The 2,121-nt window shown below is 38.2% G+C and carries 2 protein-coding genes; both read right to left on the bottom strand.

All coding sequences use genetic code 11. The annotated features are described in order from the left end of the window. Window positions 1-9: 9 nt before the first annotated feature. Complete coding sequence (locus tag VZ95_RS24665) at window positions 10-225, bottom strand: hypothetical protein (protein WP_156995476.1); 216 nt, start codon at window positions 223-225, stop codon at window positions 10-12. A gap of 17 nt (window positions 226-242) precedes the next feature. Further along, window positions 243-1,925 carry an AAA family ATPase gene (locus VZ95_RS23545; protein ID WP_084627965.1) on the bottom strand — a complete coding sequence of 561 codons (1,683 nt, stop codon included), beginning with the start codon at window positions 1,923-1,925 and terminating at the stop codon, window positions 243-245. Window positions 1,926-2,121: the final 196 nt, after the last annotated feature.

Here is a 2,121-nt window from a genome sequence, read left to right as displayed (position 1 = left end):
ACACCACCCCTAGATGAATATTTTTTCGGCAATTGAGTCTAAACGTCTCTGAGATGTCCCACTAAGAATACCGCTCTCCCTAATAACTTTAACTGCCAATCTTTCAAAAACAACATGATGCTTACCGTCAAGATGCGCATCAATCAATGCAACTATTACATTATGAGCATCGTCCTCATACTGTTCCGAAATCGTATTTATTTTCCAGTCGATGTGAATAATCATTTTATCCTCACAACCGATTAAATATCTCTATTAAAAAAGCCGAAAGGCCAGTTTATTAATCTGCCTTCCTCATCAAATTTAGCGATACTTATATTTACACCACCAGACTTATCCCCACTTAAGTTGCCATCGTCAAAAACCAGAATTTGGATATCGTCAGGCTCTATGGCTCCATCGACGACTAAATCTCCAAACCTGTTCAGCAAGGCTTCGCTGTGCGTTTCAATCACAAATCTAACGTCATCGTTTTCGCCCTGAAATGCTTCTACAAAAGCGTCGGCCAATCGGGCCTGATATGCCGGATGAAGATGCAATTCGGGTTGCTCAACCAGGACGGGAGTTATCGTCCATCGTGTGCTGGCACCAGCACGGGCAGATCTCGACATGCCACTCAACCAGATCAAAGATAGAATTGGCAACATCTGAGATATTCCAAAACCTGTATCAACAACATTCATTGAAACATCTTCATTTACTATAATAATGCTTACATTTGACGCCGTGCGCTTTATCTCAACTTTATATCCAAATAACCTTTCTACAAATGAAGAAAATTCCTTGCGATTTTTATCCGAGAGTGAACTTAGCCACATTGCAAGATTACTACCATCGGGCTCAATTGATGATGTTTGCAAGTCTTGTACTCTATAAAACCGCTCGACATTAGCCCTAAGAGGTCCAATATTTATCGTGCTATTAATAATTTCACCAACAGCTTCACCGATGTAACCAATCATAACCCCTGACGCGAGAAGCCATTCAATCGCACTAATTTTTTTGAACAAATAGCTACTTTCATCTGACAAATTCTTATAAAATTCTTTCATCCAATGTGGCTTTGACGCCACCATTAGAGATTGTAATTTCTCTTTATTAAATTCTCCTCCAGATATGAGCGTAAGAATATTTCGAACAACTACATCAATACTGGATACGTTACCATGAACATTATTTTTTTTTTTTTTTATTGTATTAAACAATAAAAATTCCGCACACTCGGGAAAATCCGCCAACACGGATAGTTCTCCATCACGATCAAGTGCAGGAGCTAGCGACGGAAACAATGTGTTTGAGACATCAATGAAACGTAAATCTTGTTTTTCAAAAAAACTAAGTATGTTTTTATCGTCTATTTTCACGTAACATTTAACAGCGCGTATACTTAAATCAGATGCATCACTCTCTAATTGGTCTGGACCAATTGTATCAATGGATTTATAATCAATATCAATTTTTACAGATCGACCGTTCAATTTAAAAGATGCAATTGCTTTGTGTTTTCTTGTAACTCCTGAAATATCTTTAACATGAACTTCCAGAAACAAATCGCTTGCCATCTGGATACGCTGATTAAATTTGGAATTAAATATAAAATTCCTTGAAAAGAAATCTGAAGTGTATTTTCTTCTAAGTTTACTGATAGAGAATTTAAATTTAATCACGTCCTCAGACGCTAAACGGTTCAATGAGGTCTGGAAATCACCAAAATCGATGGGATCTTCTCTCCCACCATACCACATAATTGGTGCCCCTGATCGGCTTGAAAGGGAGCGCTTTATCAACCAAAGGGAGCGCAGAAAACTACTTTTTCCAACACTGTTCTTTCCAACCAATATATTTATTTTTTTTAACTCAATTATATCCATCTCTCTTATGGAGCGAAGATTATTGACACAATAACTAAAACCTTTAGTTGACATTAGACAAAACTCCCGAAAATCAGGTGCGTAAAATTCACTCACCCGTTAGATCTACGCAATAGGTCTGTTCTCAACTACTCTTAACTCATGAACTCTGACCATTCAACCATTAGTGCCAAGCGACGTTCCAAATGATCCGTCCGAAGATACGCCGCAACCGTCTTATCTTTCAGCGCATGGGCGAGTGCAATCACCA

The sequence above is a fragment of the Elstera litoralis genome (assembly GCF_000963705.1).
Taxonomy (GTDB): Bacteria; Pseudomonadota; Alphaproteobacteria; order Elsterales; family Elsteraceae; genus Elstera; species Elstera litoralis.
Note: the sequence above shows the minus strand (reverse complement) of the source record. Positions and strands in the feature narration are given on the sequence as shown.